27 protein-coding genes and 1 riboswitch are annotated in these 25,068 nt (G+C 60.5%); of the genes, 9 read left to right on the forward strand and 18 right to left on the reverse strand.

Going from position 1 to position 25,068, the window contains the following annotated elements:
• Positions 1 to 53 precede the first annotated feature (53 nt).
• Both KW403_RS05080 and KW403_RS05085 read left to right on the forward strand, forming a co-directional pair.
• Positions 54 to 701 carry a YdcF family protein gene (locus KW403_RS05080; RefSeq protein WP_223022445.1) on the forward strand — a complete coding sequence of 216 codons (648 nt, stop codon included), beginning with the start codon at positions 54 to 56 and terminating at the stop codon, positions 699 to 701.
• A gap of 69 nt (positions 702 to 770) precedes the next feature.
• A complete protein-coding gene (locus KW403_RS05085; RefSeq protein WP_223021662.1) occupies positions 771 to 1,580 on the forward strand; it encodes a lysophospholipid acyltransferase family protein in 810 nt (269 codons plus the stop codon).
• On the opposite strand, the gene KW403_RS05090 is transcribed toward KW403_RS05085, so the two are convergent.
• On the reverse strand, positions 1,577 to 2,110 hold the full coding sequence (locus KW403_RS05090; RefSeq protein WP_223021663.1) for a gamma-glutamylcyclotransferase: 534 nt from the start codon (positions 2,108 to 2,110) through the stop codon (positions 1,577 to 1,579). The genes KW403_RS05085 and KW403_RS05090 overlap by 4 nt on opposite strands.
• A gap of 75 nt (positions 2,111 to 2,185) precedes the next feature.
• Here KW403_RS05090 and KW403_RS05095 point away from each other — a divergent pair, with 75 nt between their 5' ends.
• A complete protein-coding gene (locus tag KW403_RS05095) occupies positions 2,186 to 3,181 on the forward strand; it encodes a DUF2125 domain-containing protein (RefSeq protein ID WP_223021664.1) in 996 nt (331 codons plus the stop codon).
• 3 nt (positions 3,182 to 3,184) lie between these two features.
• Here the strand turns inward: KW403_RS05095 and KW403_RS05100 are convergent, their stop codons facing one another.
• Together KW403_RS05100 and hisC are read right to left on the reverse strand one after the other, a co-directional pair.
• The gene (locus KW403_RS05100) at positions 3,185 to 4,120 is read right to left on the reverse strand and encodes a prephenate/arogenate dehydrogenase family protein (protein WP_223021665.1); all 936 of its coding nucleotides are present in this window, start codon (positions 4,118 to 4,120) and stop codon (positions 3,185 to 3,187) included.
• Positions 4,121 to 4,123: 3 nt separating this feature from the next.
• Positions 4,124 to 5,224 (reverse strand): histidinol-phosphate transaminase, encoded by a 1,101-nt coding sequence (gene hisC / locus KW403_RS05105; RefSeq protein ID WP_223021666.1) that lies wholly within the window; start codon positions 5,222 to 5,224, stop codon positions 4,124 to 4,126.
• A 117-nt stretch (positions 5,225 to 5,341) separates the two neighbouring features.
• A riboswitch (SAM riboswitch) is annotated at positions 5,342 to 5,419 on the forward strand.
• A 53-nt stretch (positions 5,420 to 5,472) separates the two neighbouring features.
• On the opposite strand from hisC, the gene metA reads away from it, so the two are divergent.
• Together metA and KW403_RS05115 are read left to right on the forward strand one after the other, a co-directional pair.
• Positions 5,473 to 6,393 carry a homoserine O-acetyltransferase MetA gene (gene metA, locus KW403_RS05110; protein WP_223021667.1) on the forward strand — a complete coding sequence of 307 codons (921 nt, stop codon included), beginning with the start codon at positions 5,473 to 5,475 and terminating at the stop codon, positions 6,391 to 6,393.
• A 187-nt stretch (positions 6,394 to 6,580) separates the two neighbouring features.
• Positions 6,581 to 7,546 carry an omptin family outer membrane protease gene (locus tag KW403_RS05115; RefSeq protein WP_223021668.1) on the forward strand — a complete coding sequence of 322 codons (966 nt, stop codon included), beginning with the start codon at positions 6,581 to 6,583 and terminating at the stop codon, positions 7,544 to 7,546.
• A 22-nt stretch (positions 7,547 to 7,568) separates the two neighbouring features.
• Here KW403_RS05115 and KW403_RS05120 read toward each other — a convergent pair whose 3' ends face one another.
• The 3 genes from KW403_RS05120 to KW403_RS05130 all read right to left on the reverse strand — a co-directional run bounded on the left by KW403_RS05120 (position 7,569) and on the right by KW403_RS05130 (position 9,822).
• Positions 7,569 to 7,904 (reverse strand): DUF1330 domain-containing protein, encoded by a 336-nt coding sequence (locus KW403_RS05120; protein WP_223021669.1) that lies wholly within the window; start codon positions 7,902 to 7,904, stop codon positions 7,569 to 7,571.
• Positions 7,905 to 7,986: 82 nt separating this feature from the next.
• Positions 7,987 to 9,054 (reverse strand): NAD(P)H-dependent flavin oxidoreductase, encoded by a 1,068-nt coding sequence (locus tag KW403_RS05125; protein WP_223021670.1) that lies wholly within the window; start codon positions 9,052 to 9,054, stop codon positions 7,987 to 7,989.
• A 3-nt stretch (positions 9,055 to 9,057) separates the two neighbouring features.
• Complete coding sequence (locus KW403_RS05130; RefSeq protein ID WP_223021671.1) at positions 9,058 to 9,822, reverse strand: class I SAM-dependent methyltransferase; 765 nt, start codon at positions 9,820 to 9,822, stop codon at positions 9,058 to 9,060.
• Positions 9,823 to 9,926: 104 nt separating this feature from the next.
• Between KW403_RS05130 and gloB the strand changes: the two genes are divergently transcribed.
• Complete coding sequence (gloB, locus tag KW403_RS05135; RefSeq protein ID WP_223021672.1) at positions 9,927 to 10,694, forward strand: hydroxyacylglutathione hydrolase; 768 nt, start codon at positions 9,927 to 9,929, stop codon at positions 10,692 to 10,694.
• Positions 10,695 to 10,696: 2 nt separating this feature from the next.
• Here gloB and yddG read toward each other — a convergent pair whose 3' ends face one another.
• Entirely contained in the window at positions 10,697 to 11,587 is an 891-nt protein-coding gene (yddG, locus tag KW403_RS05140; RefSeq protein ID WP_223021673.1) for an aromatic amino acid exporter YddG, read from the reverse strand.
• 24 nt (positions 11,588 to 11,611) lie between these two features.
• The gene (locus tag KW403_RS05145; RefSeq protein ID WP_246637900.1) at positions 11,612 to 12,382 is read right to left on the reverse strand and encodes a DUF3108 domain-containing protein; all 771 of its coding nucleotides are present in this window, start codon (positions 12,380 to 12,382) and stop codon (positions 11,612 to 11,614) included.
• A 249-nt stretch (positions 12,383 to 12,631) separates the two neighbouring features.
• Here KW403_RS05145 and rpmB point away from each other — a divergent pair, with 249 nt between their 5' ends.
• Both rpmB and KW403_RS05155 read left to right on the forward strand, forming a co-directional pair.
• Positions 12,632 to 12,928 (forward strand): 50S ribosomal protein L28, encoded by a 297-nt coding sequence (rpmB, locus tag KW403_RS05150; protein ID WP_007010112.1) that lies wholly within the window; start codon positions 12,632 to 12,634, stop codon positions 12,926 to 12,928.
• Positions 12,929 to 13,068: 140 nt separating this feature from the next.
• Complete coding sequence (locus KW403_RS05155; protein WP_223021674.1) at positions 13,069 to 13,701, forward strand: queuosine precursor transporter; 633 nt, start codon at positions 13,069 to 13,071, stop codon at positions 13,699 to 13,701.
• Between the two features lie 2 nt (positions 13,702 to 13,703).
• On the opposite strand, the gene KW403_RS05160 is transcribed toward KW403_RS05155, so the two are convergent.
• From KW403_RS05160 to KW403_RS05185, 6 genes are read right to left on the reverse strand one after another with little or no spacing between them, the layout of a single operon-like run.
• Positions 13,704 to 14,168: a MarR family winged helix-turn-helix transcriptional regulator gene (locus KW403_RS05160; protein ID WP_223021675.1), complete on the reverse strand. Its 465-nt coding sequence runs from the start codon at positions 14,166 to 14,168 to the stop codon at positions 13,704 to 13,706.
• A complete protein-coding gene (locus tag KW403_RS05165) occupies positions 14,165 to 14,749 on the reverse strand; it encodes an amino acid synthesis family protein (protein ID WP_223021676.1) in 585 nt (194 codons plus the stop codon). The genes KW403_RS05160 and KW403_RS05165 overlap by 4 nt, the downstream gene beginning before the upstream one ends.
• Positions 14,742 to 15,644, reverse strand: coding sequence for a UPF0280 family protein (locus tag KW403_RS05170; protein WP_223021677.1), 903 nt, complete (start codon positions 15,642 to 15,644; stop codon positions 14,742 to 14,744). The genes KW403_RS05165 and KW403_RS05170 overlap by 8 nt, the downstream gene beginning before the upstream one ends.
• Entirely contained in the window at positions 15,641 to 17,167 is a 1,527-nt protein-coding gene (locus KW403_RS05175; protein ID WP_223021678.1) for a 6-hydroxynicotinate reductase, read from the reverse strand. The genes KW403_RS05170 and KW403_RS05175 overlap by 4 nt, the downstream gene beginning before the upstream one ends.
• Positions 17,167 to 19,911, reverse strand: a complete 2,745-nt coding sequence (locus tag KW403_RS05180; RefSeq protein WP_223021679.1) for a molybdopterin-dependent oxidoreductase — start codon at positions 19,909 to 19,911, stop codon at positions 17,167 to 17,169. The genes KW403_RS05175 and KW403_RS05180 overlap by 1 nt, the downstream gene beginning before the upstream one ends.
• Positions 19,908 to 20,762: an FAD binding domain-containing protein gene (locus KW403_RS05185; protein ID WP_223021680.1), complete on the reverse strand. Its 855-nt coding sequence runs from the start codon at positions 20,760 to 20,762 to the stop codon at positions 19,908 to 19,910. Before KW403_RS05185 ends, KW403_RS05180 begins: the two co-directional genes overlap by 4 nt.
• Before the next feature lie 166 nt (positions 20,763 to 20,928).
• Between KW403_RS05185 and pncA the strand changes: the two genes are divergently transcribed.
• Positions 20,929 to 21,528: a bifunctional nicotinamidase/pyrazinamidase gene (pncA, locus tag KW403_RS05190; RefSeq protein WP_223021681.1), complete on the forward strand. Its 600-nt coding sequence runs from the start codon at positions 20,929 to 20,931 to the stop codon at positions 21,526 to 21,528.
• 201 nt (positions 21,529 to 21,729) lie between these two features.
• Here the strand turns inward: pncA and KW403_RS05195 are convergent, their stop codons facing one another.
• Genes KW403_RS05195 through KW403_RS05210 form a run of 4 tightly spaced genes read right to left on the reverse strand, consistent with a single transcriptional unit; the run spans position 21,730 to position 25,010 of the window.
• Positions 21,730 to 22,437: an ABC transporter ATP-binding protein gene (locus tag KW403_RS05195; protein ID WP_223021682.1), complete on the reverse strand. Its 708-nt coding sequence runs from the start codon at positions 22,435 to 22,437 to the stop codon at positions 21,730 to 21,732.
• Between the two features lies 1 nt (position 22,438).
• Positions 22,439 to 23,179 (reverse strand): ABC transporter ATP-binding protein, encoded by a 741-nt coding sequence (locus KW403_RS05200; protein ID WP_223021683.1) that lies wholly within the window; start codon positions 23,177 to 23,179, stop codon positions 22,439 to 22,441.
• Positions 23,167 to 24,132, reverse strand: coding sequence for a branched-chain amino acid ABC transporter permease (locus KW403_RS05205; protein WP_223021684.1), 966 nt, complete (start codon positions 24,130 to 24,132; stop codon positions 23,167 to 23,169). The genes KW403_RS05200 and KW403_RS05205 overlap by 13 nt, the downstream gene beginning before the upstream one ends.
• Positions 24,129 to 25,010, reverse strand: a complete 882-nt coding sequence (locus KW403_RS05210; RefSeq protein WP_223021685.1) for a branched-chain amino acid ABC transporter permease — start codon at positions 25,008 to 25,010, stop codon at positions 24,129 to 24,131. Before KW403_RS05210 ends, KW403_RS05205 begins: the two co-directional genes overlap by 4 nt.
• Positions 25,011 to 25,068 lie beyond the last annotated feature (58 nt).

Below are 25,068 nucleotides of genomic sequence, written 5' to 3' on the forward strand. Positions count from 1 at the left end.
AGAGCGGCCTCGATGGCCCGGGAACGCCTCCGCGACGCGGAAGCCAGCTTGGCATGCGCCGTGTGGTCCGGCTTGCTCTCTTGGTTTGCCTTGTTGCAACCTCTGCCTTCATTGCCGGCTTCGGGTTATTCGCCGATCATATTGGGCACCTTTCGGCCCCGCGCGATATCGACGATGCTGATGGCATCATCGTCCTGACCGGCGGACAGTCCCGAATAGATGCCGCGGTCAGCTTGCTCAAGGCCGGCAAGGGCAAGCGGCTCTTGATAAGCGGTGTAAACCCAGTGGCACGAGCAGACGATCTGCGCATCGCCACCGGCAGCGAAGCGGAGCTTTTCGATTGTTGCGTCGATATCGACCATGCCGCGCTCGACACGATCGGCAACGCCGAGGAAAGCGCCAAATGGGTTCAGGCAAACGCCTATAACAGCATCATCCTCGTGACGAACAATTACCACATGCCGCGCAGTCTGCTGGAAATGCAGCGGCTATTGCCGGATTCGAAAGTCTTTCCCTATCCCGTGGTCAACACCCCGCTGGACAACGGAGCCTGGCTCGCCAAGCCCGACGCACTCAGGGTACTGGCAACCGAATATACCAAATATGTCGGCGCACTTGTTCGCGAGGTTATTCCACTTCCCAGAAACACCAGCATGAGCGCAACGGCGAAACTCACGAAAGCGACAGCGCGCCACGACTGACCCTTCACCGCTTTGCCTCACCGTCCTGTTGATGTAAGAGCCTCGCAAGACACCCAACGGGCCACCTTCATGCTCTTTATCCGCTCCGCCGTTTTCAACGCCATCTTCTATCTGAACCTCATTGTTCAGATGCTGTTCTGGACTCCCCTGTTTTTTCTTTTGCCACGCAAGAAGGCCTGGTTCGTGCCAAAATTCTGGGCCGCGTCCAGTCTGTGGTTGCAAAGGATTATCACGGGTGCACGATCTGAAATCACGGGCCTGGAGAACTTGCCCGATGGGCCTTGCATCATCGCCCCAAAACACCAGTCGTTCTGGGATACGATCGCCTTTCTGCCAAACATTCCCGATGCACTCTATATTCTCAAGCGGGAGCTGGTCTGGATCCCGTTTTTCGGCTGGTATGTGGCGAAGATGCGCATGATCCCGATCAATCGCGGCAGCCGTACCAAAGCGCTGAAACAGGCCGTTAAATCGGCCCACGAACTGATGAAGGACAACCGTCAGCTCATTATCTATCCTGAAGGCACACGCCGCCCGCCTGGTGCCGAACCGGCCTACAAATACGGAATTGTTGAACTCTACGCCCAGCTCGGAGTCCCTGTGGTGCCGGTCGCGCACGCTGCAGGTCTCTTCTGGCCCCGGCGTAAGTTCCTTCGCCATCCAGGTCTCATCCGTGCTCGTTTTCTGCCCGCAATCGAGCCCGGCCTTTCCCGCGAGGTGTTTCAGGAACGCCTCGTCCGGGAAACCGAAACCGCCTGTGACGAGATGCTGGTGGAAGCTGCGATTTCGCCCAACCCGCCGCCCCTTCCCGAAACCGCTCGCCGGCGCCTGAATGAGCTTGGTGTTGTGATGCAATCAAACAAAAGCCAGACCGGCTAAAGCGATCCCGCTGCCATCTCGAGGCGCGCGGCCACAGTTTCGAGCCAGTGATCGCGAATATCGAGTGCCTTTAGATGCTCGACGGTGTTGCGGACATACTCCACATTGGGACCCGATTGCCCGACAGATGCGTGGACCTGCCGAACAGCATGGTCGATGTCGAGACTGCCGGCATACTGACCATGGCTGCGGTCGACCACATAGGTGAGCGCGGTCACCGAAGCCCCGCTTGCCAAGCGGATGCCAACCCGGCGCTCCAGATAAACGTTGGTGACAAGTTCCCGTTTGCGCAGATAGCCGACCACCTCCCCTTCGAGTTCTCCCGGAACCCGAAACGCAAGGCCAAGGCAGGATCCACCGCGGTCGAGCCCCAGCACGAGCCCCGGCCGATCCGGTGTGCCGCGATGAACATGGGAACGAATGCACAGAGCGCGGCGATAGCCGTATAGCCTCGCCTTGCAGGTTTCGACATGCGCAAAACCCGGGCGCCACATCAGCGATCCATAGCCAAAGACCCAAAAATCGTCCATATCGCCTGCCCAATGCTTGAAAGGGTGCTGCCGTGTCGCCATGACTAGAGGCGAACGGGTTAACCGGAGGACCACATGCCGTCAAGAAAACGCGCGGGACGCAGCTTCAGTCGCCGCTTCATATTGTTTGCGCTTTTCATCGTTCTGGCGATCCTGGCCTATACCGGCGCATGGTTCTATGCCGCCGACACGCTGGAACGCCGCACCATAACGGCAATCGAGAATTTGAATGTGGGCCCTCAGCGGGCAAATTGCGAAGAACCTACGGCCCGCGGCTATCCCTTCCGCATTGGCCTGTTCTGCCGAAGTGTCTTCTATGAGGACGCCAAGAACGGTGTTTCCATTAGCGCTGGTGCCTTCCGTTCCGCAGCACAGATCTACCAGCCGATGCGCACGGTGGGTGAGTTGGATGGGCCCGCACGCATTGCGACACCCTATCTCCCAGCCATCGAGGCGGGCTGGGAAAACATGCGCGTCAGCGCGCGCCTCACGGCAAGCCTGCCAGAACGCATTTCCAGCGAAGCTAAGAATGTTGTGCTGACACTGGACGATGAGAGCCGCCAGCCGATTGCCCGGGCAGAAACGCTTCAGGCGCACGCGAGGCAGAACGGAAACGATCTCGACATCGCCCTCATTTCAGAGGCTCTGACAATCGATTCAGGACTTACAAACGGCAGCGTGATCCCGGCCTTCAATGGCGAATTGCTCGTGACCGTCGACAACGGCGTATCGCTGGCCGGCTTCGACGCGCCCGGACTGCGGGGCCGTTCAGGCACAATTGAGAAACTCAGCCTCAAAATAGCGGGCGAGGAGGCCGGCCTCATCCTGAAAGGACCGATCCATATCGCAGACAATGGCTTGATTGATGCCGAATTGCGGGTAACGGTCAACGAACCCCGGAAGATTGCACAGCTGGTTGGCGAGATCCTGCCGGAAAAGCGTGACGAGATCGCTGGAATAACTGCGGGGCTCGCCAATCTCGGCACGGCGCCGACCCTGCCGGTGAACATCCGCCAGGGCCGCGTTTTCGTCGGCTTTCTGCCGCTTGGGTCAATCCCGCCCGTGCAGTAGCGCTTAAGGCTTCTCGGGATGCGCCAACGCGTGCCGGCCGAAGTCCGGCACGTCGATATCCTGGCCCGCCTCGATGATCGACCGTCGGATCGCGCGCGTCCGGGTAAACATCTCGAAGAGTTTGTCGCCATCGCCCCATCTGATCGCGCGTTGAAGCGCGGAGAGGTCTTCGGAAAAGCGTGCGAGCATCTCCAGAATGGCATCGCTGTTGTGCAGGCACACGTCCCGCCACATGGTCGGATCGGAAGCTGCGAGACGCGTGAAGTCACGGAAACCGGAGGCCGAATACTTGATGACTTCCGACTTGGTGACCGCTTCCAGATCATCCGCAGTGCCGACGATATTGTAGGCTATGATGTGCGGCAGGTGCGAAACGATGGCGAGCACCATATCGTGATGCTGCGGATCCATGATGTCGACCATGGCACCACACCGTTCCCAGAAGGCCGTCAGAAGCGAGAGCGCATCGGAATTGGTATCGGGAAGCGGCGTCAGAATGCACCAGCGCCCTTCAAAAAGATCGGCGAAACCGGCATCCGGACCGGAATCCTCCGTGCCCGCGATCGGATGCCCAGGAATGAAATGAACGTGCTCGGGCAGATACGGCTCCATCTGCGCAATCACCGACGCCTTGGTCGAACCGACATCCGTGACGATCGCCCCCGGTTTCAACCCTGGTGCGATGGCTTGCGCTATCGCACCGGAAGCGCCGACGGGAACCGAGACGATCACCAGATCGGCATCCCGCACTGCTTCGGCCGGATCCTGTTCATAGATATTGCCCAATTCCAGTTCGCGCGCTCTGGAAAGAGTCTTTTCGCTCCGGCTCGAAATGGCGACGGTTGCAGCAAGACCGCCATGTCTTATCGCCCGCGCCAGCGAGGAACCGATCAGGCCGATGCCGACCAGCGCGATCTTTTCAAAAAGTGGGTCAGGCACAACTCAGCTTTCCATGAAATCCTTGAGCGCGGCAACGACGCCGCGATTGGCCTCTTCCGTGCCGATCGTCAGACGCAATGCATTGGGGAACCCATAAGGCACCACCCTGCGCAGTATATAACCGCGAGATCCGAGAAAAGCGTCCGCATCGGCTGCCGACTTGCCGCCATTCTCGGGGAAATGGATCAGCAGAAAATTGCCGACGCTGGGAGTGATGCGAAGACCGAGCTTACCAAGTTCCTCGACCAGCCAGGCACTCCAGGTTTCGTTGTGCGCAACAGCCCGTTCCACATGCGCCTTGTCGCGGATTGCGGCTGCGCCCGCCTCAATGGCCAACGCATTGACATTGAAGGGACCGCGCACCCTGTTCACCGCATCCACCACATGAGCCGGCGCATACATCCAGCCGATGCGGAGCGCTGCCATGCCGTGAATCTTGGAGAATGTGCGCGTCATCACGACATTCTCACTCGACGAAACCAGCTCAATGCCCGACTCGTAATCATTGCGGCGCACATATTCGGCATAGGCCGCATCCAGAACGAGCAGCACATTCTTCGGCAGACCCGCCTGCAGACGGCGCACCTCATCCACCGGCAGATAGGTGCCGGTCGGGTTGTTGGGATTGGCAAGAAACACAATGCGCGTCTTGTCCGTCACCGCCGCCAGAATGGCATCGACGTCCGCACGCTCATTGTCTTCCTTCACCACCACCGGCTTGCCACCTGCGGCCAGCGTCTGGATACGGTAGACAAGAAAACCGTGTTCAGTGAAAACCGCCTCGTCACCGGGCTTGATATAGGTCTGCGCGAGCAGGCCAAGAAGCTCATCGGACCCGTTGGAGCAAAGAATGTTGGCCGGGTTCAGCCCGTGCATCTCTGCAATGGCATTACGCAGCTTTGCGGCCGATCCGTCCGGATAGAGCTCAAGATGCCCCATCGCTTTGGAAATCGCCTCGGCAGCCGCAGGCGAGGGCCCGAGCGGAGATTCGTTCGAGGAGAGCTTCCACACCTTCGTTGCACCCGGAGCGCTTTCGCGACCGGGCATATAAGCGGCGATATCCATGACACCGGGCTTCGGTTCGGGACGGACGGACGTGCTCATTGAATGGTCCTGTTTTGAAAAACGGTTGAACGGATCCTCGACCCTACGGAGAAAATCCGTCCGTTGCTTTAGACCATGACGGCGATTGACGCAAAGAAAACACCGTCCTAAATAAAGCTCTCTACTCGTGGTGATTTGGCCGGTCGGCTTGCAGCCACGTAAAACAATTCGCTAAAAGGCCGTGCGAAGCAGAATTTGCTGAGACCGGTCGCGATTTCGCCGCCGGTCTTTTTTGTTGGAGCAAAACGATGCCGATCAAGATCCCCGACCAACTTCCCGCCCGCGATATTCTCGTGCGTGAAGGTGTGTCCGTGATGGACGAACAGACCGCGCTGCGGCAGGACGTCCGCCCTCTCCAGATCGGGCTCCTCAATCTCATGCCCAACAAAATCCGGACCGAGACCCAGTTTGCCCGTCTCATCGGCGCCTCACCACTCCAGGTGGAGTTGACCCTCGTGCGCATCGGCAACCATCGCGCCAAGAACACTCCGGAAGAGCATCTCATTTCCTTCTATGAGACCTGGGAGGAAGTGCGTCACCGCAAGTTCGATGGTTTCATTATAACCGGTGCGCCCATCGAGCTTTTGCCTTTCGAGGAAGTTACCTACTGGAAAGAGCTGGAAGAAATTCTGGACTGGACGCTGACCAACGTCCACTCCTCCTTTTATATTTGTTGGGGAGCCATGGCGGCTGCCTGGCATTTCCACCGCATTCCCAAATACACACTCGAGAAAAAAGCGTTCGGCGTGTTCCGGCACCGCAACAACGCGCCTGCCTCACCTTTCCTGGCTGGCTTCTCGGACGATTTTGCAATTCCCGTTTCGCGGTGGACCGAAGTCCGCTCTTCAGACATTCCTACTGACCGTGGCCTTCAGGTGATCATGGAATCGGATGTCACCGGCCCATGTCTCCTGACGGAAGATTCCGGCAATCGGCTCTATATGTTCAACCACATCGAATACGATTCCACCTCGCTCAAGGAGGAATACGACCGCGATGTTGCAGGGGGAACCGAGATAGCCGTCCCGCATGGATATTACCCGGACGACGATCCGAGCCGTCCGCCACTCAACCGCTGGCGTTCACATGCGCACCTGCTCTTCGGCAACTGGATTAATCAGGTTTATCAGTCGACGCCTTATGAGCTTGAACAGATCGGTCAGCGCTAGCAAACGCACACCGCTCCTTTCGCCCGATAGGTTACCAGACGCGCGATAAAAGCAGCGGGTCGAGAAGGAGCGACTGCTCGGAATACAACTTATTATTGCATATTATAATAATACACTAAAAAATTTAAGACAGTGATTTGATTGAGCTTTTTCAGAAGCTCTTGATTTCGACAATGGATAGCAACCGATGCACAAGTTTTTCATTTCTACAGCTTTTTTAATTTCCGTTCTGCCGACATCGGCTCCTGCGGCCGATCTCGCAATCCCCGACAGGCTGGAGGTGACCTCGCAGGACCATGCAGTCACCTTCATCGGAGGCGTGGGCTACACGTTTCTCGAGGCTGAAGAGATCGTCTACGATTCTGCCGGAAATCGCATCAGCGCGCTTTTCTGGGAGAGTGAAGCGCCTGTGCTGACCGGGGGCTTACGTGCGCGCCTTGCAGGCCCATGGACATTGACGGCCAATGCGACAGTAGGGTTATCCGGGAACAGCCGAATGGAGGATTACGATTGGCTCGATGCGTCGCCGAGCTATGCCTTCAACGACTGGAGCGATCGCTCCGTTCACCCTGATACGGATCTAGACCATTATTTCATCGGTGATATCGCACTCGGGCGGGATTTCGAGGTCCGGGATTCGATGACTCTCAATCTGCACGGCGGCTTCAAGTATACAGATGTCAAATGGACCACTTTCGGCGGATCATTTGTCTACAGCGAAGAAGGTTTCCGTGACGAACAGGGCGATTTCCGCGACGGTGAACGCGGCATCTCTTACCAACAGAAGTTTCCCGGAGTGTTTATTGGAGCAGAAGCCACTTCAAGGCACAAAGGCTGGACCTTTTCCCTCCAGGCACGTGGCGGTCTGAATTTCAAGGTCGAGGACGAAGATCACCACTGGTCGCGCGACCTGCGATTCAACGGTGATTTTGGCACCCTGCCATTCGTGTCCTTATCTGGACGCGTAGAACACAGCATCAACGGGAATGCGAGCCTGTTTCTCGCTGGAAGCTTTGATCAACACTTTGATAGAATAGGCGATGTGCGGATTTCGGAAATCGCTTCGGGCGCACCGCTCGAAGCGATCCGAAATAGTGGGGGCCTGGGGTTCCGTGCAATCACGCTCTCTGGCGGTTTCAAGATGAGGTTCTGAGCACACCCAGGCCCAGCGGATTTCACGCTTCTTGGAATGTGATCAGAACATCGCTTGCCTTATGGCCGGGATCGACCCCGTCTATTAGCAGGATATCGCCGTCCGAATGGTCACTGCGCAGGCGTTTGATGGCTTCATACGCCTGCGATATGTACCAGTCTTCAGCCTTCTGGCGACTAGGGAAGGCGATCACGATCAGGTCGCCCTCCCAGTTCCCTTCCCTCACATCCGGTTGGGCACCATGAATGATGAATTGCCCGCCAAACGGCTCCAGTGTTTCATCGATACGCTCCAGATACTCGATGATGGCCGGGCCGACGACCACATTGCGAAGATGACCTATGGCGTAAGCTGGCACGGACGGCACTCCTCTCTCAGAAACTGTTCGAGAGCACATTGGAGCGCCTTCCGAATGAAACCAATTACCCCTGAGGTAAACGTTATCCTCGCAGGAGTTTCTCGGCATCACGGGCCAGTTTGACGGTCAGTTCACCAGCCGGCATCGGCGCGGAAAGAGCCGCAGCCTGCCCCGCCCAGAGCGGCGAAAAATCACTCACACCCGCCTTCTCGGCAGCCGCACGCAACGGGCCCACTGCAGCCGTTGCCAATGGGAAAGCGGGAGCCTCCTCACTTATCGGCCCCACTTCGGAGACGAAGCGGTTCAGCAGTCCTCGGGCTGGACGCCCGGTGAACACATTGGTGAGCACCGTGCGGTCGTCCCGAGCCAGCGCAAGGGCATCCCGATGCCCCGGACTGGTGAGCGCTTCTGGCGATTGCAGATATGCCGTGCCCACCTGCACCGCTGAAGCACCAAGCATGAAGCAGGCGGCCACCGCCCGGCCATCGGAGATACCACCTGCCGCAATCACCGGAACGGAGACCGCATCGACCACCTGCGGCACCAAAGCCAATGTCCCCGGCTGCGTAGCAATATTCGGTTCGAGGAAGACGCCTCGATGCCCTCCGGCTTCCGCGCCCTGTGCAATGATGGCATCGCAACCGTTTTCCTCCAGGAAGCGTGCCTCCGCGACAGTCGTGGCCGACGCGATGATTTTTGCTCCAGTTTCATGAACACGCCGCATCGAAGCAGCATCCGGCAGGCCGAAATGAAAGCTCACCACCTCCGGGCGAAACTCTTCCACGATGGCGCAACTTTCCTCATTGAACGGATTGCGCCCGGCGCCGGCGGGCGCCGCGTCCGGGTCGATGCCGAACTCTGAGTAGAATGGCCGCAATCGCTCGCGCCATTCCGCCTCGCGCGTGGCATCGGGCGTTGGTGGCACATGGCAGAAGAAGTTCAGATTGATTGGCTTGTCGGTGCGCTTCCGGATCATCCCCATTTCGGACCGGATCTTATCCGGCGTCAGCATGGCACAGGGCAATGCCCCCAATCCGCCTGCCGCACTCACTGCAATCGCCAGTTCCGATCCTGCAGACCCGGCCATCGGCGCAAGGAGAATGGGAAGATCGATGCCAAACAGTTCAGTGATCCGTGTATCCCTCGCCATTGATCAGCACTCCCTTTCCTGTTTGCGCCTGACTGCACCGACGCGTGTGGCACCCTGCGGTGAAAGCACCGGCACGAAGACACGGCGCGATGCACGGGCCGTCACCGGCAACCCCTGATAAAGGCGCTTTTCAGCCTCCACCACCACGACGCCGGCGAAAATCGGCCAGAACCGCCGCCCCGCCTTTTCCAACAATTGATGGAGGCGCAGAACGAATCGTCGTTCGGAGGGCGGAAAATGAAGCGCATCGCCCCAGGCAGTCGCCGTAAAATTCGCTTCGCGCAATGCTTCTGCGAGCTGCGTTCTTGAATAGGGCCGACCAGTACCGAACGGTGTGTTCTCGAAACGCGCCCACATGCCGCGCCTGTTGGGCACGGCGATGATCAAGCGGCCGCCAGGTGCCAGAACGCGCCAGATTTCCAGAAGCGCCTGCTGGGGATTCTCCGTGTGCTCCAGCGCATGAACCATGAGCACCCGGTCGATCGAGGAGTCGGGCAAAGGCAATTCCTCTTCGAACACAAGCGCGGTTGTCGAGGGCTCACCTATCGGCCACGGGACTGCTCCCTGCATCGCCGGCATGAAAGCTAATGCGCGCTCCGCATCGGCGCCGAATCGATCGAGCCAGGGCAATGTGTAGCCAAGGCCCACAAGCCTTTCGCTGGTGCTCTTGGACCAGAGGGACGAGAGCGCCATGGCAAGCGATCGTTCAGCCAGGCGACCCAGCACCGAGGAATAGAAGGCGCGCAGCGCCACAATGTCCGAAATCATGGATGCGACGGTACCGCCCTTCCGCGACACCGGCAAGAATTGTCGCACCCGGCGTGACAAGCTGCCGCCATCGCCCTATCGTCCGGCCAGCAACGGAGAGATTCATGGCCCTCGAGATAGAACAGTTCATGTGCCGAACCGACAATTTCGGCATTCTGGCCCATGACACCGAAACAGGTGAAACAGCCCTGATCGACGCGCCGGAAGAGCGCGCCATCCTTTCAGCTATCGAGCGGACCGGCTGGCGCCCGACGATGATACTCACGACGCATCATCACCCGGATCACGTGGAAGCAAACCTCGCCCTGAAAAAGCGTTTTGGCCTGACCATCTCCGGCCCTGCTGCGGAAGCCGACCGCATTCCCGGGATCGATCACGCGGTGCGGGAAGGCGACACGGTTTCCGTCGGAACGCAAAGCGCGACAGTGATCGAGACCCCCGGTCACACGGCGGGCCATGTGAGCTATCATTTCCCAGATGCCGGCATCGTGTTCACCGCCGATACGCTCTTTGCGCTCGGCTGCGGCCGGCTTTTCGAGTGCAAGCCGCCCGTGATGCTCGCCTCACTCAAGAAGCTTGCCGCGCTTCCGCTGGAAACCGTCGTCTATTGCGGCCATGAATACACGGAGACGAATGCGCGATTCGCATTAACGGTGGACCCGACCAACTCCGCTCTCAAGGAGCGTGCAAAAGAAATCTCGCATCTTCGCAGCGAAGGCAAACCCACCCTGCCAACCACCATTGGCAGAGAAATGGCGACGAACCCGTTTCTACGCTGGCACGACCCGGTCATCCGCCGCAATCTCGGCATGGAAGACGCAAGTGACGAAGCCATCTTTGCCGAGATCAGGAAGCGCAAGGATATTTCCTGAAACTACGGTGCTGCATCGGCTTCCCGCCGGCTGGGCTTCAAAATCATGTTCTTGGCAGCAAGGGCGGCACCGAACGTGATCAAGAGACAGGCGGCAATGATGTTTGCCGTTGGCTCTGCAGTGCCGGCAGCAATCAGGATCAGCGTCGAAAGAAGCGGGGCGGCATAGCTCGCCGCGCCCAGCACCTGTATGTTACCGCGTTTGACCCCATAATCCCAAGCGTAGAACGCGGCCCCCACCGGCATGAGACCGAGGCCAAGCACATTCAGCCATTGATCCATCGAAGCCGGCCAGACCGTCTCCTCCAGCGCGAGATGGCAGAGCGCCGATAGAACAGCCGTGGCCGCACAGAACCAGGTGACAATGCTGGTTGGCACAGCGTCAAACCGGCGTGACAGAAGTGAGTAGCCGGACCAGAAAAGGGCACAGGCACCCGCCGCCGCATAGCCGAGCGCATAGCGGCTTTCAAAGCTGAACCCGCCGCCCTTCGTGATGATGAGCGCCGTGCCCGCAAGCCCCAGAAGCGCGCCCGCAATATGATGCCAGCCAAGTCGCTCACCCGGCATCAACGCCGAGCCAAGTACGATGAGCAACGGCCATAGATAAGCGATCAGGCTCGCCTCGACCGCCGGGGCGTTGCGCAATGCAGTGAAGTAGAAGAAGTGATAGCCGAAAAGCCCCGCGATACCGATGAGCCAGACCACCGGCGGCACCGGCTCCGATGGTCCGGCTGACGGAATTGCAACCCGCATCACAAGGCCGATCAGCGTGGCCACCGAAAAGGATAATGCGGAAAGCAGGAACGGAGGAACCTTTCCCGTACCGGCTGTGAAAAGCGCCAGAAGTGCCCACATGACGACCGCCGTGAACCCGATCAGCGTGGCACGTGCCAAATTCCCCTCCCCATGCGGACTGTTTCAGTCGACCGGTCGGCCTTCAATATAAACCGTACCGATCTTCGTTCCGATTCGCGCCTGAACGGGCGTGTGATACCCACGCGTCCCAAGCGGTTTGAAGGCAACCAATATACGAGCCTTGTCCCGGAGGAAAGCGATGGTTGAACGTCCCTTTCGATAACCTGACACCGGAACGAAGCGCGCCTTGCATGTGACCACATCTCCGCCGATACGCTCCCCGTTGGCGGCGGGCGAAAACACAATGTCGGCACGCATTTCCCCGTCGAAAACCTTGAATCGACGATTGCAGACCTCCGCCGTGCCTTGCACAGGTGAGAGTAGCGCAGAAATCGGATCAAGCGCTCCCTTGAGATCTTTGTTCGAAATCGCAACCCAATCCTTGCCGCGTTTCTTCGGTTTCGGCGTGATCACCGTCTTTGCCACCTGCCCCTTTTCGTAGCGGATGGACGTCGTCTCTCGCTTTTTCCCGCTGACATAGGCAAGCTCGTAGGACGCGGGCAACACGGCCCCGCTGGACAGCCTGCCCTTCGAGCGCACCGTGCCATCCGTCTTGTCGAACAATCGGGCCACGCCCGCGCTTGCAAAGCGTCCCGACACATCGAAACGGTCTGCTTCCAGCCTGCTCGTGAAGTCCGCTTTCCCGATGGGAATGCCGAACAGCGATGCGCTATAGCGAAAACGGTGGGTTTCGACACCTTGAGCATGGGCACTGCCAGCCGGACCCAGCAGGATGAGTGCCAAGGAAAGATGAACAATCGCAGGCCGTATCACGAGCCCTGCCTCCAGCTAGCCGACAAATCGGCGTGTCCCTCCCTTGCGTAAAGAAGTATAATACGGCAAATCTTTGGAAAAGGGCCATGGAGATTGTCCGAACCGCGTCGCAGGGTGCTTGACCCACACGCCAAATATCTCTATGGAACGGCAACTTTTTCCATAAGGCCGCCAACAACCGACCGCGCGCCGCCAGTTTCAGGTGCGGCAGTTGGGTATGGACGGGCCAAGACGATGAAGGTTTGAAAAATGTCCCGCGCCTGCGAACTGACCGGCAAAGCCGTAATGACCGGCAACAATGTGAGCCACGCGAACAACAAGACGCGTCGTCGCTTTCTGCCCAATCTGTGCCATGTAACGCTTCAGTCCGAGGCTCTTGGCCAGAACGTGCGCCTGCGCGTTTCCGCCAATGCCCTGCGCACGGTAGAGCACCGCGGTGGTCTCGACGCGTTTCTCGTGAAGGCAAAGGCCAACGAGCTTTCCCAGCGCGCTCGTCTGCTCAAGAAGCAGGTTGAGAAGAAGATCGCTGAGCAGGCCGCAGCCTGAGGCCACTGCCGCGGCATAGCTGCTGCGGCTCGGCAACATATTCATCGGCCGCCAGGGCCGCGCGGATCATGAAGAGGCTTTTGCCTGCATGACAACGCGCTGTTGGCGGGCCTTCTGGTTCCATCACCCAGGATAAAAAAATGCATCGTCTCTATGCGATCTGGCCATTCATGGTCGCCATGGCGTTCATCGTCACCGCCTCGAACTTTCTCGTTCAGTATCCGTTTCAGCATTTCGGTCTCGGTGATCTGCTCACTTGGGGCGCGTTCACCTATCCGGTGGCGTTTCTGATCAACGATCTGACGAATCGCCGCTTCGGCCCTGCTGCCGCTCGGCGCGTGGTGCTTTCCGGTTTCCTGCTTGCGGTGGTGCTTTCGATCTGGCTTGCAAGCCCGCGCATCGCCATTGCGTCGGGTGCAGCTTTCCTGTTTGCACAATTGCTCGATGTCGCCGTGTTCGACAAGCTGCGCGGCACAGCCTGGTGGCGCGCTCCCCTGATCTCCACGCTAATCGGCTCCATGCTCGACACAGTGTTGTTCTTTTCGCTCGCATTTGCAGCGCGTTTCGCGTTTCTCGACACGGCATTCGGCCTTGAGGATGGCTCTCTTGCCTTCCCCGTGTCGCTGTTTGGCACAGGCTATGAAGCACCGCTCTGGCTATCGCTGGCGCTTGGCGATTTTGCAGTGAAGATCCTGATTGGCCTTGCCATGCTCGCGCCCTACGGCGCCCTGTTGACCATTCTGCGCCCCGGGCCGGCCCTCAGCCAGCGATAAGCCTAACCGTCTGCCAGCTTCGTGAGAAGACGCAGAAAGGTAGCGGTTTCGCGGGGCGTGAGGGGAGCAAGCGTTTCCTCGCTTACTTCCAGAGCTTCAGGAAGCAGCGCTTCAATCAGTTCCTTCCCCTCTTCGCTCAAGCTCACGACCAACCGTCGCCGGTCGCGCCCATGCGGCTCAAGCACAACAAGATCCCTTGCCTTCAGCCGGTCTATCACCCCCTTGATGGTCGCGGCATCCATTGCGACCAGCTGGCCAAGCTGGTTCTGCGAGGTAGCACCCACTTCATGGAGTTTCGCCAAGGCTGCAAATTGCGGCGGTGTCAAATCGCTGATGCGGGAAGCGAAGATCGACAAATGGCGCTGATTGGCCTTGCGCAGGATAAAGCCAACCTGCTCGCTCAGATCATAGGCATCGGCGGATTTTCCGCCCGCCAGAACCTTGAGCTTGCCCTGTTTCACACTCATCTGAGGCCGTCCTCACCCTTGACGTCTTCCGCTTTCAAGCCGCCCATACGCGCATGGATACGCGGTCCGCAAGCCATCGCAAGCACAAACAGTATTTCATCTGGACGCGGTCCGTCTGCCATTCCCACTTCCATCGCGTCGAAATGGCTGCGCACATAGGCTGCATTGATATGGCCAAGCGGGATATCGATGCGCGCACCGAAGGCCCCCACTTTCTTGGAAGACGGAACGATCGCCTTTGAATCGCCGAGCCGCTCGCGCATCGCGTAGCCGCCAGGCACATGCCAGAGCGCGCCATGTTCCAACTCCCCATCCGTACCGACAATCGCGCCCTTGCCGAAACCGTCAATCACCGCGATGTCGCCACCAAGCGCTGCGATCAGCCGATCCGTCATATCCAGACCGAGCGGTTTCAAAGCGTCCATCGCGCTTTCAAGCTCTTGTGCATATCCGCCGGCAAACGGGTTTTTGACCAGCGCGAGAGCTGCCGCCCGGCGGCGAGGCTCAGACGGAGCAGGACCGCCCTCATGGAAGATTTCTTCGGTGACAAGCGCAATCTTGCGCAAGGTAAATTCAGGCATGGATGGAACCTTTTTGTGCAACAGAATGAGCAGGAGCGGTCGAATGCGCTGGAATTTGCAGCGCGATTGAGCCGCATTCGCGGGTTTCCCCCTCCAGAAAAAGGGCAGCCGCCTCAATAAGGCCACGCTCACGCATGGCCAAGGCAGTAACAAGTCCCTTCTCGAGGGCAAACGCAACATCGGCGCTCGAAAGCGGCCCCACCGCCTGTGTCACCAAGCGATTGCGCAGATCGCTGTCGGGGTCAATATCGTTTGCAGGCGCGCGCTTCACACCCGGATGCCCCGGCAGATCGATGTCATTGGCGATCAGCGTCGCCGCCACGTCTGCCGCCGCCGCCGAACGGGCAAGGACCGTCACCGCATCGGCGATTCCGAGCGAATGGCTCCTGCCGCGCCAGCCGCTGGTCGCTATTCCACGGACCGGATCGCTGGTGCTCACCGCGATGCGGTCCGCCATCCCATGACCGGTGCCAGCGATGGCAATGTCCAGCGTCTCGCCCTCCGCGAGGTAAAGTGCAACATCACCGCCATTGTTCACGTAAGCTCGCGCCAGCGCCCGATCCTTCACAAGTGCCGCCAGAACTTCATCAGCGACACTGCCCGCCACTGCCGCCATCGGCGTCACGAATATGGGCACATGGGCATGCACCGCCCTTTCCATGCGCTGCGCGGTGGAGCCGGAAAAGCGCCGGAGCCTCGCACCGGCCGGACTGCGCAGGGCCGGCAATTCGGCCACCAGTTCGTCAAGGATCGTCTCGAAGCGCGCCACGGCCTGCCGATAGGCCAAAAGCCGCTCCTGCTCTTGCCCAAAAGCCTCGACGATCAGGTCGATGGGCCCATGGTTCAGATGCAGGCGTCTGCCATCGGCAAGCCAACTGGCGGTCGCACCACTCATCGCTTCGGTTCCCGGCGCAATTGCTGGAGCGGTGGCCACGGATTGGAAAGCGCAGCCCCCCGCGCCTCGCGCGGGTTGAAATATTCGCCACCCTTTTCCAGCACGTCCTCGACGCTGCGGATTTCATCCGCATAGCCGCCAAGGCGAATGTAATCCTCACGCCTGAGCGTGAATTCGATGGGCGCGACCAGAGCCGGCGTTGGCACATAGCCAAAGGCGTTTTCCGGCGTGCGCATCACATCCACCATGATGGTGATGCCGCCACCCGGCCACACATAGACCGGCGCTCCACCAACCGTGACATAGGTCTTGAGGCCCTGAACGGAGCGCGTCAGATTGACCGGGTTCTCCGTCACGCCGGCGCGCAGGCTGCCACCCGCCCCACCCATGAAAAGCACGGTGCAAAGCGCCGGCTCACAGTTCTGTTCGATCAGATCGACCGATTTGCGCAACCGCTCCGGAAAAGGCTTCTTGACCGGCTGAAGCGCCTCATCAAGCTCGTAATAGGCAAACTGCTCGCCCGTGGTAGAAACCATGAGCAGGGAGAGCCCCGGTCGCGCGCCCTTCTTCTCGTTGAAGGGACCAAGAATATCGAGTGGATCGTCAATGGTTGTCCCGCCCCATCCGAGCCCAGGCTCCGACACTTTGAAATAACGCCCCGGCGTGGAACGGCGGCCGATGATCTTGATGCCGGTGTCCTCCCAGCCGATCACCTTGCCCGCCTGATGCTCGGAGACGACACCGGTAATGTGATCATCGACCACGACGACCTCGTCCACCAGATCCTTCCACTGAGTGGCGAACATGCCGATAGTGGCCGAGCCGCAGCCCACCCGCATGCGCTCTTCACGCGTTCCATCGATCACCGGCGGCTGACCGGCCTGCACGATAACGCTCGCGCCCCCATCAATCGTCAGTTCCACCGGCTTCTTGTTGCACAGGTCGAGCATCGCCTGGCACGTCACGCGACCCTCCGCCTTCGATCCGCCGGTCAGGTGATGCACGCCGCCAAGCGAAAGCATCTGGCTGCCATATTCGGCGGTGGTGACATGGCCGACCGCCTCGCCATTCGTCCGCACCGTGGCCGCTTCGGGACCCAGATGCCGGTCCGTGTCGATCTTCACCTTCACACCGCAATAGGAGAAGATGCCTTCCGTCACCACCGTGACGAGATCGACACCCTCCACCTCCTGCGAAACGATGAAGGGCGCGGGCTTGTAGTCCGGATAGGTGGTGCCCGCGCCCACCGCGCTCACGAAGCGGCGCTTCGTGTTGACCAGTTCGCCATCCCATGGCGCTTCGCCTTCAAAGGGTACAACCGCATTCCCCTCCTCGGCGGCATGTTCAAGGATCGTCACCGGATCACATCGGGTAATGCGCCCGCCGAAATTGCCATAGCGGTCGCAGGCACCCGTGCGCCCCTCGGCGATGTAGCACATCACCGGGCAGGCATCGCAGCGCAGCTTTTCGTCCGAAGGCTTCTTCGGCGGCGTGACCTCAAAACGCTCGGTGAGCTCGTTCATCACCCGTTCTCCCGTGCCCGGATCGCCGCCAGAATACGGCTCGGCGTTGCCGGCACTTTTGTAATTTCCACGCCGACCGCATGGCGGATCGCATTGAGGATCGCCGGCGCGGTGGGGATCAGCACATGCTCGCCCAGCCCCTTGGCGCCAAATGGCCCTTCCGGGTCCGGCACTTCCACCAGAATGGTTTCAACCGGCGGCACATCGCCAATGGTGGGGATCAGATAGTCATGCAGGTTTTCCGTGCGCCCCGGCACATATTCCTCCATCAGCGCAAGGCCGATGCCCTGGGCGATGCCACCCTCGATCTGCCCTTCCACGAGAAGCGGGTTGATCGCACGGCCCACATCATGCGCCGCGGTGATTTTCAGAAGCCGCACCGTGCCAAGCGTGGTGTCGACTTCCAGCTCCACAAGCTGCGCGCCATAGCCGTAAACCGCATAGGGAACACCCTGCCCCTTGGCATCCAGCGCGGTTGTGGGTGGATCATATGTTTCCTCCGCAGAGAACACATAACCATGCGCATCGACCTCAATCTCGGAAAGCGCCACGCGCCGGCGCTCCGTCCCCTCGCTGATCACCAGAGCGCCATCCTCCAGCGCAATTCTCGCCTCATCCGACACATTGGCAAAGCGCAGGATCTTTTCACGCAGAGCGCGTCCCGCCTTTTCGGCAGCCTTGCCGGTCACATAGGTCTGGCGCGAAGCCGATGTCTTGCCGGCATCCGGCGTGACACCCGTATCTCCGCCCACAAGCTGAAACGCCGAGAGCGGCAGGCCGCTCGCATCGGCGCAGATCTGTGTCACCACCGTGTTGGATCCCTGCCCGATATCCACCGCGCCTTGATGCAGCATCACCGCACCGGAAGCCGTGATCCCCACACGAATGGTCGAAGGGTTCGGCAGCGCGGTGTTGCCGCAGCCATACCAGCACGACGCGACACCGATGCCCCGCCGCACCCTGCCCTCTCTTGCATTGGCCTCATCCGCCTCGGCCTGCGCCCGCGTCCAGTGCGGCTTCAGCGCCTCGAGACACTCACGGATGCCGACGCCAGAAAGCACTTGCCCGCAGGTGGTGCGATCCCCATCGGCAAGCGCATTCTCGATCCGGAACGCCAGCCGGTCGCGGCCCAGCTTTTCCGCCAGCCGATCATAGAGCGTTTCCTGCATGATCGTCGCCTGCGGCACACCGAACCCGCGAAACGCGCCTGATATCGGACCATTGGTGTGGATGGCCCGGCCCGTGGCGCGATAATGCAGCGTGCGATAGGGCCCCGAGGCATGAACCGGAACGCGGTTTGCAACCGTCGGCCCCCAGCTTGCATAGGCCCCGGTGTTGAAATCCCCTTCAAACACCATGCCGGTGACGCGCCCCGCCTCATCGGCTGCAATGGAAGCGCACATCGTTGCCGGATGCCGTTTGGTGGTGGAGCGCATGGAATCCCCGCGCGTAAAGACAATCGCCGCCGGCCTCCCGGTCTTGAGCGCCACCAGCCCCACCAGCGGCTGCAAGGAGACGTCAAGCTTGGAACCAAAACCGCCGCCCGTCGCCAACGGCACGATGCGCACCTTCTCCGGCGGCAGACCAAGCACCTTCGCCGTGTCGTCGCGGTCCATATAGGGCGCCTGCGTGCAGGCCTTGATGACCAGCATATCGCCATCCATCATCGCATAGCCCGCTTCCGGTTCGATATAGGCGTGCTCCACATAGGACGTCGCGATCTCTCCCGAGACAGAGACAAAAGCTTCGGAAAGCGCGCCTTCCGGGTCGCCGCATTCCACGAACCCTCGCGTCAGCTCATTGCCCGCCCGCCCCTCATGCAGATCCGCAAAGCCTTCACGCCGCGCCTCATCCGGCGTCAGAGCGTGAGGCAGTTCCTGCCAGCGGATCGGAAAGGCATCCATGTCGAGTGCCTCAATTGCATCGCGCTCACCTGCAATCAGCGCCACCGCCTCGCCGCGAAACCGCGCGCGGCCCTCGGCCAGCGCCGGTTGATCGGCGAAAGGCGGGATAACGCCGAACCGGTTTTCGCCGGGAATATCGGCTGCCGTGAAAACCGCGACAATGCCTGGATGCGCGGCGATGAACGCCTCCGTGTCACCGATCTCGAAATCGGCATGCCAATGCGGTGACCGCACCACCGCCACCGACAGCGCATCGGCGGGCCGCTCATCCGCACCGAAGATCTCCGTTCCATTCACCTTGCGCTCGCCATCGAGCCTGATCGGCGAGGCACCGACGGCACGGCCCTGCTCCACCATGCTGGCATCGACGCCAACCGAACGGTTGGCGTTCATCACCGCCTCGATGATCTTGCGATAGCCGGTGCAGCGGCACAGAACTCCGCCCAGCGCATCCTGAACCTCGGTCTCAGACGGTGTCGGGTTCTGCTCCAGAAGTGCTGCCGCGCTCACCAGAACGCCCGGTGTGCAAATCCCGCACTGGGCGGCACCATGGCGCAGAAAAGATTCCTGTAGCGCCGAGAGGCTGCCGTTTGAAAGCCCCTCCACCGTGCGCACGCTCTTGCCCGCAAGGCCGGCGGCCGGCACGAGGCAGGCGCAGACCACAGCACCATCCACCATCACCGAACAGGCCCCGCAATCGCCGGCGTCACAGCCGACCTTTGTGCCGGTCAGTCCGAGCTCATCACGCAATACGGAAGAAAGACGCTGCAGCGGAGAGACCTCCGTCACGACGGTCTTTCCATTCACTTCCAGAGATAAGGACAGGCTTTTTCCGCTCATGCCGCCACCTCTCTGCGCTCTGCGCCCTGCCACGCTTGCTCCAGCGCGCGGATCACGATCTCCCGCGCCGCCTCGCGCCGATAGGCGGCGGTGCCACGCACATCGTCGATGGGGGAAAGCTCCGGAAACGCGTATTCCTTGACGATCCGGCACATCTCCGAACGGTCGACGCCGTCAAGCCGCCTCTCCAACCCCGAGAGGCGCTGCGCCACGGCGGAGCATGAACCCACACTGATGGCGGTTTTCGCGATCCGCCCCCCGTCAGGCACAACCCGGGCAGCGGCCATGGCGACGGAAATGACCAGATAGCGCCGTGCCCCCAGCTTGACGAAGCTCGACGCTCCCTGCGATGCGCGTTTTGGCACTCGGATAGCGGTGAGAAGTTCATCATCCGCCCGCGCGGTCTTTCGATTGCCGAGAATAAAGGCCGATAGAGGCAGATGGCGCGCACCCCTTACCGACAGCAATTCCACCTCCGCATCCAGCGCCAGAAGCGGCGGAACGCCGTCAGCCGCCGGCGAAGCATTGCACAGGTTTCCGGCAACTGTCCCCGTGTTCTGGATCTGCACCGAGCCAACCTCCCGGGCTGCCTGTTTGAGCATATCGAAGGCAGGCGGCAGCTCCGCAGCAATCACTGCACTCCAGCTCGTCCGCGCCCCAATGACGACATGCGTCTCGGTCTCTTCAATACCGCTCAATGCCGATAATCCGTTGATGTCGAGCACATCGCTTTTCAGCGGGCCCGCACCGAGTGCCGGATAAAAATCCGTGCCTCCGGCAAGTATGGTCCAGCGCTTCGTGCATAAGAGCCCGAGCGCCTCCTCCAGTTCGGTCGGTCTGGCATAGTCCATGCTGCGCCTGCCTGCCACTTGCGATGTTGTTCCCAAGCCCTTCTTGATGCTCTGACGGCGGGGCTCAAATTTGTTTGTACACGAATGATACGCTCCTCAGCACGCTTGTCAAAGGAGAACATTCGGTCCACCTTCGCGTCGATTTCATCAAAGAGGGAGACAGGGCATGGCCGACGAGGCGCTGATCGTGATCGATGTGCAGAATGATTTCTGCCCCGGGGGAGCGCTTGCCGTTGAAGATGGCGACGCGGTGGTTCCGGTCATCAACGGGCTGATCGAGCGCTTTGATCATGTGGTGCTGACACAGGACTGGCACCCGAAAGGCCATTCCAGCTTCGCCTCGTCGCATCCGGGCAAGGCCCCGCTCGAGACGGTCGAGATGCCCTATGGCACGCAGACGCTCTGGCCCGATCACTGCGTCCAGGGCACAAAGGGTGCAGCGTTCCACGAAGGGCTGGCATGGGACAAGGCGGAGCTTGTCATCCGCAAGGGTTTTCGCAGCGCGATCGACAGCTATTCCGCCTTCTTCGAAAACGATCACGAAACGCCGACTGGCCTCTCAGGCTATCTGCGCGAACGCGGTATCACAAAAGTGACGCTTGCCGGCCTCGCCACGGATTTTTGCGTGGCCTATTCGGCCATCGATGCGCGCCGGCAGGGTTTTGAGGCAACCGTCATCATGGAAGGCTGCCGCGCCATCGACCTCGGCGGATCACTTTCCGCGATGACCGCAAAGATGAAAGAGGCCGGCGTGACGCTCGCGTGAGTGATGGGGGGCAAGAGCCCGGCGCCCTCGCCCTTCGACAGGCTCAGGATGAGGGCTGTTGAAGTGCAACACCCTGCCACCAGCGCCACCGCGGCTGCACCGACACTGCAGCTGCGCTGAAGTAACCCTCATCCTGAGCTTCTTGAGCCTGTCGAAAGGCGAAGGGCGAGGGTGCTTGGCGCTTCCGTTTCGGTTCCCGCGTCACCCCACACCCACATAGCGGTGCACCATCTCGGGGTCCTCCCGCAACCGCTCGACATCCACCGTCTCACGATTGCGGCCGTTTTCGATAAACGCAACCCTATCCGCGACCGGCAACACGGCATCCACCCGCTGTTCCACGAGAATGGTGGAGACCCCGCGCTCGCGCAGCCCCGCCACCGTCTCGCGGATGCGCGCGATCATAGAGGGCATCAGCCCTTCCGTCGGCTCATCCAGAAGCAGCACCTGCGGCTCCAGACACAGCGCCCGCGCCATGGCCAGCATCTGCTGCTCACCGCCGGAGAGCGTGCCGGAGCGCTGCTTCAGGCGCTCGCGCAACACAGGAAAAAGATCGAGCACGCTGTCGCGCGTCGCGGCCCCCTTGCCCCGCGTCATCAGACCGATCTCGATGTTTTCACCCACGGTCAGCTCGGAAAAGAGCCGCCGCCCCTGCGGCACATAGGCGACACCCGCCTTCGGCACCTCGTGGGGTGCAAGGCTTGTCAGTTCCACATCGCGAAGCAGAATACGCCCGGCGGTGGCCGGCACCAGTCCCATGATCGTTTTCAGCGCGGTCGTCTTGCCCGCGCCATTGCGTCCAAGCAGGCAGAGCACCTCGCCTTGCCGCAATTCCAGATCGAAGCCGCGCAGCACCTGCACATGGCCATAGGCACTGTCGACATTCTCCATTGTCAGGGCAGCCGTCATCTCAACCTCCGAGATAGGCCTGCTGGACGGCCTGGTTCGCGCGGATCTCGGCAGGCGCGCCCTGCGCAAGAATACGCCCCTGTTCCATCACCGTGATGCGTTCGGCAAGCGCCATGACCACATCCATATTGTGTTCGATCAGAAGCACCGTCGCCTCCTCGCCGATCTGGCGCACCAGTGCGATGAAATTCTCGATCTCGCTGTCGGAAAGGCCCTGCGTCGGTTCATCGAGGATGAGAAGACGTGGCCTGAGCGCAAGCCCCATCGCCACTTCGAGAAGCCGCTGATGGCCATAGGAAAGATTGCCGGCCACCTTGTCGGCATAGTCCCCAAGCCCGACCTTCTGAAGCGCGTCCATGCCGTGCTCGGTCAGCGCGCGTGAGGAGAGCCCCCTCTCATGATCGTCGATCAAATGCCGCTGCACCGCCAGCGCCACATTGTCGAACGCTGACAGATTGGCAAACACGCTGGTGATCTGAAACGTGTAGGCGATGCCCGCCCGCACCCGCTTGTGAGCGGGCATGAGCGAAATGTCCTGCCCGTCGAAGACGACGCGACCATCGGTCGGCGCAACACTCCCGCAAATCAGACTCACAAAGGTCGTCTTGCCGGCCCCGTTCGGCCCGATAATCGCGTGCGTCTCGCCTTCCGGCAGCGAAAAATCCACGCCATCCACCGCACGCAGCCCGCCGAAGGAGCGGCCAAGCCCATGGGTCTCAAGAAGCGGCTTCACGGCAGCCATGGCAACCACCTTTCACGCACCGTACCGATGATGCCTTTGGGGAAAAACAGGATGACGCCGATCAACACCAGTCCGACCACCATGAGATGCGCCGTGGTGTAGCTCGACGCGGTGTCGATGACATAGAACATGAACAGGGTGCCGATGAGCGGCCCGAGCGTTGTCGCCGCCCCACCGACCAGCACCCACAGCAGCGGCAGGATCGAATACTGGATCGCCGCAAATCCCGAACCGACATAGCCGAAAAGCACCGCATAGGCCGCACCCGATGCGGCGCAGAAAAGCCCTGAAAGCACCACCGCCATCAGCTTGTTGGCGAAAACGTCATAGCCCAGCATGCGCATGCGCTCCTCGTTTTCGCGGATGGCGATCAGCGAGCGGCCATAGGGTGCGCGCACCAGAAACAGGATCGCAGCCAGAACGATCGCGAACAGCGATAGCGCCACAAGGTAGCGCGTCGACGGATCCGAGAGATCGAGCACCCCGCCGGGAAAGCCCAGCACCCGCGTGTCCTGCGGCAGAACGAGCCCCTCCTCGCCGCGCGTATAGGTCGTGAAATAGAGGGTCATCAGGTAGAAGACCTGCGCGAACATCAGCGTCACGATCATGAACGCGACGCCCGTGGTGCGCAGCGCCAGAAAACCGACCACAAGCGCCACCACCACGCCGGCGGCAAGCCCGGCGCCGAAGGCCGGCCACACGCTCCATTCCAGATGATAGATGGTCAGCCCTGCCCCATAGAGCCCGGCGGCAAAGAACATCGCATGACCAAGGCTGAGCAGGCCTGTATAGCCGAAGGCCAGATTGTAGCCCATGGCGAAGACGGCCAGCACCAGAACCCGCGCGAACACGCCGCGATGATATTCCGGCAACAGAAAGTTCAGCGCGAGGAGAAACAGAACCACGCAGATATGCAGAACAATGGATTTTGTCGAAGGGGTCAGTCTGGTCATCGCGCCGCCGCTCCGAACAGGCCCTGCGGGCGGAACACCAGGATCATGGCGACAGCCAGCGTCGCCAGCATCTTGGCGAGTGTCGGCGAGAAGAACATCGAGATGATGCCATCCGACAGGCCGATCAGCACCGCCGCCAGCACCGTGCCGCGCAACGATCCCAGACCGCCGATGATCACGACAATGAAGGACAGAAGCAGCGGATCGTGTCCCATCAAATAATGCGCCTGCTGGATCGGAACGATCAGCACGGCGGCAACCGCCGCCAGCCCTGCCCCCAGCGCGAACACGCCGGCATAGACGCGCCCGACCGGAATGCCAAAAGCCTGCGCCGTCTCCCGGTCGAACTGGGTGGCGCGCATGACAAGGCCGATCTTCGTGCGCGTCAGCACAAACCATGTCGCCAGCATCATGATGATGGAAAACCCGATCACGGCCAGCTTGTAGGCAGAATAGCCGAACCAGGGCAGTTGCATGCGATAGTGGAACGGCGCCTCCACCGGACGCGCCTCGGGCCCGTAGAAGCTGAGTGCCAGCTGCTGGATGATGTAGAGGAGGCCAATCGTGGCAACGATGGTCGCCTCCGGCTCATATTTCAACCGGCTCAAGACAAGCCGCTCGGCAACGAATGCGATGGCGGCGACAACAAGCGGGCTCAGCACCAGCGCCACCATGAAACCGATTGCCGGGTGCCCGCCGAACATCGAGGCAACCCACCAGGCAAGCACCGCGCCCAGCATGTAGAATTCGCCATGGGCGACATTCACCACGCGCATGACACCGAAGACGAGCGAAAGGCCGAGAGCAATCAGCGACAGGACAGCCGCCGTCACCAGCCCTTCAAGCGTAGCGAGGAGAAAATACGGACCGAAGGCCATTCAAAAATGCACTTTCATGAAAGGAGCGGAAGGAGAGCCGCCGTGCCATCCCATGGGA

The sequence above is a fragment of the Nitratireductor kimnyeongensis genome, from assembly GCF_019891395.1.
Classification (GTDB): domain Bacteria; phylum Pseudomonadota; class Alphaproteobacteria; order Rhizobiales; family Rhizobiaceae; genus Nitratireductor; species Nitratireductor kimnyeongensis.